This is a genomic window from Streptomyces populi, from assembly GCF_002911015.1.
Classification (GTDB): domain Bacteria; phylum Actinomycetota; class Actinomycetes; order Streptomycetales; family Streptomycetaceae; genus Streptomyces; species Streptomyces populi.
This window is the reverse complement of the sequence record NZ_KZ626903.1, coordinates 39,538-47,332: the sequence shown is the minus strand read 5'-3', so window position 1 is coordinate 47,332 and position 7,795 is coordinate 39,538. Positions and strand designations below refer to the sequence as shown.

Here is a 7,795-nt window from a genome sequence, read left to right as displayed (position 1 = left end):
CGCTCCGGCCGGCCCCTCGAGGGGCCGGCCGGAGCGGGCGCGGCCGGGATCAGACGGTGTCGAACGTGTAGAACGCGGAGTGGTCGAGCAGATCGGCCGGCCGGGTGTCGTTCCACGGCTTCATCGTCTCGCCGAGGTCGACGACGTTCGGGGTGTCCTTGAGCGGGAGATAGCCGGAAGCCGGGTGCCGGCGCTGCCACTGGGCCCACAGCCTGTCTATGAAGGCGTGGTGGAGCCAGAACACCGGATCGTTGGGGGAGACGCCCGTGGCCATCTGGCCGCCCACCCACACGTGCACCCGGTTGTGGAGGTTGACGCCCCGCCAGCCTTCGAGGTGATTGCGGAAGCCGTCCGAGGCGCTGTTCCAGGGCGCCATGTCGTACGTCGCCATGGCGAGCACGGACTCCACCTCGGCACGGGTCGGCAGTTCCCGGACCCCGCCACCCAGCGACCTGCGCAGATAAGTGCGGCTGTCGACACGGACGTTGATCGGCCAGTTGCCCGTGGAGGCCGCGAACGGGCCGTCCATCACCCGGCCGTCGAGGCTGCGCCCGGTGCCGCCGAGGAAGTCGGGCGCCCACAGGGAGGCCCGCGTGGTGCGGTCGGTGCTCCAGTCCCAGTAGGGCAGTGCCACCGAGGGGTCGACGGTTTGCAGGGCCCGCTCGAACTCCAGGAGGAATCTGCGGTGCCAGGGCAGGAACGACGGTGAACGGTGGCCCGTCCGCTCGCCGTTGTCGGTGTCGCCGAGGATGAACGCGTTGTGGGTGGTGACGAAGGTGTCGTACTTTCCGCTGCGCTTGAGCTGCAACAGAGCGTCGACGAATCGCCGCTTCTCGTCGGCGGTCAGGCTCGCCTGGTTCTTGCGTACGGTCATGTGCGGGACTCCACGATCTGCTTGCGGGGTGGTTCAGTTGGCGGCGAAGGGCACGAGCGGCGCCCCCTGCAGCTCCACGACGGCGGCGCGGGCCGCCTCGCGCGGGGTGGGCACGGGGGCGTAGTGGCTGACGACGCTGATCCAGCTGCCGTCGGCGTTGCTCATCACGTGCAGTTCCACGCCGTCGATGAACACGGCGTATCCGCCGCCGTGGTGGTGACCGCCCCCGGTGACCGGGCGGCCCTCTATGCGGCGCCCCTGGAACACCTCGTCGAAGGGCTGCGGGCCGCCGTGGTGGTGCCCGTCCATGGACTCCCGTGACGCGCCGGGTCCGTTCGGTGCCGCGGACGCGGAGGACGCGGCGAGGGTCTGGACCCCGCCGCCCGCGGCGAGCGCGGCGGCGGCCCCGAGGGCGCGGCGGCGAGTGAGCTCCGGCATGCGGAGACCTCCTGTGATCAGCTCTGTCGATGACCCGATATGCCTATCGGGTCGTCAAACAACGGGAGAAATCGCCGAATGTCGGTTGGCTGCGATCCGGACAATCGCCTACATGTCGTGCAGACTTGAACGAAGATGATCTTGCTGTCCGGGGCGCTCCGGGGCGGGCGGGAGCGGAAATCCTCCGGCCGGGAGGGTCTGTGCGGATGATCTTGCGGTCGCGGGCGCCGGCCCGTGGCGCGGCTCACGCCCGCGATCTGGCGTGAACCACGGGTATGGCACCCGCTGCTACTCTTCGTGCTCAATCGACCGCAATGTGCAACACAGGGGAGTGCGCGTGAAGATCGCGTGCGTCGGTGGCGGACCCGCAAGCCTGTACTTCTCGATCCTGATGAAGCTCCAGGACCCGTCCCACGACATCACCGTCCACGAGCGGAACCCGGCCGGATCGACGTACGGCTGGGGCGTGACCTACTGGGCGGGGCTGCTCGACAAACTGCGTGAGGGCGACCCGGCGTCCGCGCTCGCCGTCAGCGAGAACTCGGTGAGCTGGAGCGACGGCGTCGCCCATGTCGGCACCCGTACGACCGTGGCCCCGGGGGACGAGGGATTCGGCATCGGCCGCCGCCGGATGCTCGACCTGCTCGCGGAGCGGGCGCGGTCCCTCGGGGTCCGCGTCGAGTACGAGAGCGAGATCACGGCCGACCGGCTGCCCGAAGCCGACCTCGTCGTCGCCGGGGACGGGGTCAACAGCGCCCTGCGCGAACGTCACGCCGACCACTTCGGCAGCGAGATCGGTCACGGGCGCAACCGCTACATCTGGCTCGGCACGACCAAGGTCTTCGACTCGTTCACCTTCTCCTTCGTGGAGACGGAGCACGGCTGGATCTGGGCCTACGCCTACCGGTTCGGGGACGACCGGAGCACCTTGGTCATCGAGTGCTCCCCGCAGACCTGGACCGGCCTCGGGCTCGACAGCGCGGGCGAGAGCGAAGGTCTCGCGCTGCTGGAGGAACTCTTCGCCGGACTGTTGGGCGGACACGGGCTGATCGGCCGGGCGCAGGCCGACGGCGCGGCCCGGTGGCTCACCTTCCGCACCCTGACCAACCGGACCTGGCACCGGGGCAACCTCGTCCTGCTCGGCGACGCCGCCCACACCACGCACTACTCGATCGGCGCCGGCACCACCCTCGCCCTGGAGGACGCCATCTCCCTGGCGCGGGCGCTGCACGAGCACGCGGACCTCGAAACCGCCCTCACCCGCTACGGGCGGGAGCGCAGGGCCGAGCTCCTGCCGGTGCAGAGCGCCGCCCGCCACAGCGCCCAGTGGTACGAGAACCTGCCGCGCTACATCGGTCTTCCGCCGGCCCAGATGTTCGCCCTGCTCGGGCAGCGCCACTCGCCACTGCTGCCGTACGTCCCGCCGCAGCTGTACTACCGGATCGACCGCGCGGCCGGACGGCTGGAGACGCTGCGCCGCTTCAAGCGCTGGCTCGGGCCCCGGGTCGCCCGCGGGGTGCAGGCCCGCGCCCGGCGGTAGCCGTACCGGCCGGGGCCGACGGCGGCGGTACCGGCCGGTACCCGGGTCGAGTCCGGGCCCGGCCGATACCCGGGCCGAGCGCCGGTGCCTCGCGAGAAGTGGACCCCCCTTGGGGTGAATGGCGATTCACCGGTATGGTGAATTGTCATTCACCTCTTTTTCTCGTCTACTTCTGGAGTGCAGATGGCGGCCCTGCGCGAGCGGCTCGCGATACCTGTCCTGGCGTTCGGCGGGATCCTCATGGCCGTGATGCAGACGGTGGTCGTCCCGTTGCTGCCCGACCTGCCCCGGCTGACCGGGGCCTCGGCGGGCGCGGTCTCCTGGATGGTGACCGCGACCCTCCTCGCCGGAGCGGTGCTGACCCCCGTCCTGGGCCGCGCGGGAGACATGTACGGCAAGCGGCGCGTGCTGCTCATGGCCCTCGGGATGATGACGGTCGGCTCACTGATGTGCGCGCTCAGCTCCCACATCGGCGTCCTGATCGTGGCGCGGGCGCTGCAGGGGGCCGCCGCCGCCGTGGTCCCGCTGTCGATCAGCATCCTGCGTGACGAGCTGCCGCCGGAGCGCACGGGTTCCGCCGTCGCCCTGATGAGTTCCACCGTGGGCATCGGCGCCGCCCTCGGCCTGCCGCTCGCCGCCCTCCTGGTGCAGTACGCCGACTGGCACGTCATGTTCTGGGCGACGACCGCGCTCGGCGTCCTCGGGACGGCGCTGGCCTGGTGGGCGGTGCGCGAGTCGCCCGTCCGGGAGCCGGGCCGCTTCGACACGGTGGGCGCGCTGGGTCTGGCCGCCGGGCTGGTGTGCCTGCTGCTCGCCGTGTCCCAGGGCGGCACCTGGGGCTGGACCAGCCCCGGCATCCTCGGCCTGTTCGCCGGCTGCGCGGCGATCCTCACGCTGTGGTGGCGGCAGCAGCTGCGCGCCGAACGCCCCCTCGTCGACCTCGAGCTGGCCGCCCGCCCGCGCGTGGCCCTGCCGCACGTCGCCGCCCTGCTGACCGGCTTCTCCTTCTACGGCAACTCGCTGGTCACGGCGCAGCTGGTGCAGGCGCCGAAGGCCACCGGCTACGGACTCGGCCTGTCCATCGTGGCGACCGGCCTGTGTCTGCTGCCCGGCGGGGTGACGATGCTGCTGCTCTCACCCGTGTCGGCGCGCATCTCGGCGGCCCGCGGCCCCCGGATCACCCTGGCCCTCGGGACGGCGATCATCGCCTCCGGCTATGTCCTGCGGATCGCCGACAGCCGCGATCTGTGGGCGATCATCCTGGGCGCCACGGTCTGCTCGATCGGCACGACCTTCGCCTACTCCGCCCTGCCCACCCTGATCCTGCGCGCCGTGCCCGCCGGGCAGACCGCCTCCGCCAACGGCGTCAACGTCCTGATGCGCACCATCGGGCAGGCCGTGTGCAGCGCCGCCGTGGCCGCCGTGCTCGTGCACCACACGAGTCTCGTCGCGGGTGCCCCGGTGCCCACCCTGCACGGCTATCTGCTGGCCTTCGCCATGGCGGGTACCGTCGCACTGGTGGCCTGTGCCGCCGCACTGTCGATACCCACCGACCCCGCCTCCCGCGAGACCCCGCGAACCGGCCGCCCCACCGGCGCACCCCGCGACGAGGCCCTCGAAGGAGCTTGAGCACCGTGACCACCCCGCACTCCGGTCTCACGGCGTCCCCGGCCGTCCCGGCGACCGGTGAGCAGCCGGCCGCCGCCGCTCCGCAGCGGGGGGAGCCGGAAGCCGCGCCCGCCCCGCACCAGGAACCGGGAACGGGCCCCGCCCCCCGCCGCGACGCCGAGGCGAGCAAGGCGGCGATCCTGCGCGCGGCCCGGTATCTGCTGGCCCGGCACGCGCACGCGGACATCACGCTGAAGGCGGTCGCCGACCGGGCCGGGGTGAGCGCGCCGCTGATCCTGAAGTACTTCGGCAACAAGGACGCGCTGTTCGCCCGCGTCATGTCCTTCGAGTCCGACGCCGACGCCCTGCTGGACGCCCCGCTGGAGGAGCTCGGCCGGCACATGGTCCGCCACCTCCTCGAGGGCCAGACCCGGCGCGGCGCCGATCCCGTCCTGCGGATCGTCTTCGCCCCGTTGCAGGGGGAGCAGGGCGAGACGTTGCGGGCCAACTTCCGCGCCCAGGTCAGCGAACGGCTCGCGGGGCGACTGAGCGGGCAGGACGCGGGGCTGCGCGCCGAGCTCGCCGTGAGCACCCTGCTCGGCCTCGGCGTGATGTACGGGATCGCCAGGGGCCCGCACCTGCGCGCCACCACGGTCGACGACATCGTCGACCGGTACGCGCCCGCGGTGCAGGCCCAGCTCGCGCCCTGAGCGGAGGGGACGCGCGCTCCGGGGAGTGGGGTGCCACGGTCACCAGGGAACAGGGCCCGCCGCGTCGAAGAAGCCGCCGGTCGGTCCGTCCCGGCCGATCCGGGCCATGCGCACGATGATCCCGGCGCCCTCCTCCACGGTCTGCGTCCCGGTGTTGCCGTTCAGGTCGGTGGCGGTGAAGCCCGGTTCCACGGCGTTGACCCGCATCCCGGGGAACGCCTTCGCGTACTGCACGGTGATCATGTTGACGGCGGTCTTGGACGCCGGATAGGCGACACCGGGATAGGCGTGGGCGGGGCTCGTGGGATCGGTGGTCCCGGTCAGCGAGGCCAGTCCGCTGCTGACGTTCACCACGACCGGCGCGGCGGAGCGCCGGAGCAGGGGCACGAAGGCGTGGAGGACCCGGACGACCCCGAAGACGTTCGTCTCGAACAGCTCGCGCATCATGCCGGCGGTCACCTCCGCCGCGCCGATCACGCTGTTCCCCTCGCCGCGCCCCTCGATCCCCGCGTTGTTGACGAGGACGTCCAGACCGCCCTCGGCCTCGATCGTCCTGGACGCGGCGGTCACGGACGCGTCGTCCGTGACGTCGACGACGATCGCGCGCGCCCCGATCTCCGCGGCCGCGCGCCGGCCGCGCTCCGGGTCCCGGCTGCCCACGTAGACGGTGTGGCCGGCCGCGACGAGCCGGCGGGCGGTCTCGAGGCCGAGGCCCTTGTTCGCTCCGGTGACGAGTGTGGTGGTCATGCGTCCAGGGTCCGGCCGTGCGTCGCGGACAGCCAGGAGTCCGGTCTTCCTGGGACCGCCGGTACCAGGCGGGTCCGCCCGGGCGGGTGCACAGTGGGTGGCATGGTGAACACGGAGTTCGGGCGGACGGTGCGACGCTGGCGTGACAGGGTCACGCCGGAGGCCGTCGGGCTGCCCGGCGGCGGGACGCGGCGCGCGGCCGGACTGCGCCGCGAGGAGCTGGCCCTGCTCGCCGGGATCTCGGTCGACTACGTCACCCGCCTCGAACAGGGGCGGGCGGCCCACCCCTCGGAGCAGGTCGTCGAGGCACTGGGCCGGGCGCTGCGGCTGTCGGGGGCCGAACGCGAGCACCTCTTCCAGGTGGCCGGGCTGGTGCCGCCGGGCCGGGGCACGGTGCCGGCCCACATCACCCCGGGCGTCCACCGGCTGGTCGACCGGCTGAGCGGGACGCCCGTGGCGGTGTACGACGCGGCCTGGACCCTGCTGCTGGCCAACCCGCTGTACGCGGCCCTGCTGGGCGACCCCTCGGGGTGGCGCGGCAACGAGCGCAACGGTGTGTGGCGCAACTTCGTCGGCCCCGGCAGCCGGGTGCGGCACACTCCCAGGGAGCGGCGCGCCTTCGAGGCGACGCTCGTCGCCGACCTGCGCGCGACCGCGAGCCGGTACCCGACGGACCGGCGCCTCGGGCAGCTGATCGAGGACCTGTGCGCGAACAGCGTGCGGTTCGCGGAGCTGTGGGAGTCGGGGGCCGTCGCCCGCCACGACGCGTCCCGCAAGATCATCGACCACCCCCAGGTCGGAGCCGTGACGCTGGACTGCGACGTGCTCAGCGTCGCGGGCGGCGACCTGCGGATCATGGTCTACACCGCCGAGCCCGGTACGGAGGACGCCGAACGCGTCGCCCTGCTCGGCGTCCTGGGAACCCAGGCCCTCGTGGAGTGATCCCGCGGTGGCGTCCGGCTACGGGAGCCGCCGCTCCGTCAGCACTTCACGGATCACGTGCTCGGCGTTGCCCGCGATCACCGGGTTCGTGGCGCGGTAGTACGGGAGCTGGGCGAGGGCCATGGACAGGGCCCAGCCGCGTCCCCGTGCCCACCCGGCGTCGTCGGCGCCGGCCGCGTCCCGGAAGACGGGCCTCGCGGCGGCGGGCAGGAGGTTCCAGGCCGGGATGAAGTCGCAGGCGGGGTCGCCGGTGCCGAGGGTGCCGAAGTCGAGGACGGCCGTGAGGCGGCCGTCGCGGGTCAGGAGGTTCATCGGCATCAGGTCCGCGTGGAGCCAGCGCGGCGGGCCCGTCCACGCGGGCGCGGACAGCGCCTCCTCCCAGGCCGCCGTCGCGGCCCCGGTGTCGATGGTGCCGCGGAGGTCCTCGATCGCCGAGCGCGTCTCGGCGTCCACCGTGGTCAGGGGTGCGCCGCGGTAGGAGGCCGGTCCCCCGGGCAGGTCGGTCCCGCGCAGGGCGGCGACGAACGCGCCCAGGTCGGCGGCCAGTTCCCGGGCGTCGGTGAGCGCGCCGGGCGCCGGAGTGCCGCCGTCGAGCCAGCGCACCACGGACCAGTGCCACGGGTAGTCCGCGGCGGGCGTGCCGAGGCCGAGCACCTCGGGCACCGTGAACGGGAGCATCGGGGCGAGCCGCGGCAGCCACGTGTGTTCCTTGACGGCGTCGTCGGCGCCGTCCGCGATCCGCGGGAGCCGGACGGCCATGTCGTCGCCGAGCCGGTAGAGGGTGTTGACCGTACCGGCCGACCGCACACGCCTCAGGGGCAGTTCGGCCCACCGGGGGAACTGTTCGGCCAGCAGACGCCGTACGAGGGGACCGCCGATCCGCGTCTCGTCCGCGTGCATCGGGGCTGTGGGCAACGCCGGCCTGCTTTCCGTGGG

General features: G+C 73.0%; 8 protein-coding genes. 4 read left to right on the top strand and 4 right to left on the bottom strand.

Translation table 11 applies throughout. From position 1 onward, the window contains the following. Window positions 1-49: 49 nt before the first annotated feature. Together melC2 and melC1 are read right to left on the bottom strand one after the other, a co-directional pair. On the bottom strand, window positions 50-874 hold the full coding sequence (melC2, locus tag CW362_RS27610; RefSeq protein ID WP_103552289.1) for a tyrosinase MelC2: 825 nt from the start codon (window positions 872-874) through the stop codon (window positions 50-52). 33 nt (window positions 875-907) lie between these two features. Beyond that, entirely contained in the window at window positions 908-1,312 is a 405-nt protein-coding gene (melC1, locus tag CW362_RS27605) for an apotyrosinase chaperone MelC1 (RefSeq protein ID WP_103552288.1), read from the bottom strand. A gap of 337 nt (window positions 1,313-1,649) precedes the next feature. Between melC1 and CW362_RS27600 the strand changes: the two genes are divergently transcribed. The 3 genes from CW362_RS27600 to CW362_RS27590 all read left to right on the top strand — a co-directional run bounded on the left by CW362_RS27600 (window position 1,650) and on the right by CW362_RS27590 (window position 5,170). After that, window positions 1,650-2,852 (top strand): FAD-dependent monooxygenase, encoded by a 1,203-nt coding sequence (locus tag CW362_RS27600; protein WP_206301066.1) that lies wholly within the window; start codon window positions 1,650-1,652, stop codon window positions 2,850-2,852. A gap of 183 nt (window positions 2,853-3,035) precedes the next feature. Continuing rightward, window positions 3,036-4,481, top strand: a complete 1,446-nt coding sequence (locus CW362_RS27595; protein WP_103552284.1) for an MFS transporter — start codon at window positions 3,036-3,038, stop codon at window positions 4,479-4,481. A gap of 176 nt (window positions 4,482-4,657) precedes the next feature. Then, on the top strand, window positions 4,658-5,170 hold the full coding sequence (locus CW362_RS27590; RefSeq protein WP_240658067.1) for a TetR/AcrR family transcriptional regulator: 513 nt from the start codon (window positions 4,658-4,660) through the stop codon (window positions 5,168-5,170). 39 nt (window positions 5,171-5,209) lie between these two features. Here CW362_RS27590 and CW362_RS27585 read toward each other — a convergent pair whose 3' ends face one another. After that, the gene (locus tag CW362_RS27585) at window positions 5,210-5,917 is read right to left on the bottom strand and encodes an SDR family NAD(P)-dependent oxidoreductase (protein ID WP_103552281.1); all 708 of its coding nucleotides are present in this window, start codon (window positions 5,915-5,917) and stop codon (window positions 5,210-5,212) included. A gap of 102 nt (window positions 5,918-6,019) precedes the next feature. On the opposite strand from CW362_RS27585, the gene CW362_RS27580 reads away from it, so the two are divergent. Next, the gene (locus CW362_RS27580; RefSeq protein ID WP_103552279.1) at window positions 6,020-6,859 is read left to right on the top strand and encodes a helix-turn-helix transcriptional regulator; all 840 of its coding nucleotides are present in this window, start codon (window positions 6,020-6,022) and stop codon (window positions 6,857-6,859) included. Between the two features lie 18 nt (window positions 6,860-6,877). On the opposite strand, the gene CW362_RS27575 is transcribed toward CW362_RS27580, so the two are convergent. Continuing rightward, window positions 6,878-7,759 (bottom strand): aminoglycoside phosphotransferase family protein, encoded by an 882-nt coding sequence (locus CW362_RS27575; RefSeq protein ID WP_103552278.1) that lies wholly within the window; start codon window positions 7,757-7,759, stop codon window positions 6,878-6,880. Between the last annotated feature and the right edge of the window lie 36 nt (window positions 7,760-7,795).

What these genes read in the sequence shown, in the direction of transcription:
- melC1 (WP_103552288.1), bottom strand. Translation starts at nt 1,312, where the DNA reads ATGCCGGAGCTCACTCGCCGCCGCGCCCTCGGGGCCGCCGCCGCGCTC.
- melC2 (WP_103552289.1), bottom strand. Translation starts at nt 874, where the DNA reads ATGACCGTACGCAAGAACCAGGCGAGCCTGACCGCCGACGAGAAGCGG.
- CW362_RS27595 (WP_103552284.1), top strand. Translation starts at nt 3,036, where the DNA reads ATGGCGGCCCTGCGCGAGCGGCTCGCGATACCTGTCCTGGCGTTCGGC.
- CW362_RS27575 (WP_103552278.1), bottom strand. Translation starts at nt 7,759, where the DNA reads ATGCACGCGGACGAGACGCGGATCGGCGGTCCCCTCGTACGGCGTCTG.
- CW362_RS27585 (WP_103552281.1), bottom strand. Translation starts at nt 5,917, where the DNA reads ATGACCACCACACTCGTCACCGGAGCGAACAAGGGCCTCGGCCTCGAG.
- CW362_RS27580 (WP_103552279.1), top strand. Translation starts at nt 6,020, where the DNA reads ATGGTGAACACGGAGTTCGGGCGGACGGTGCGACGCTGGCGTGACAGG.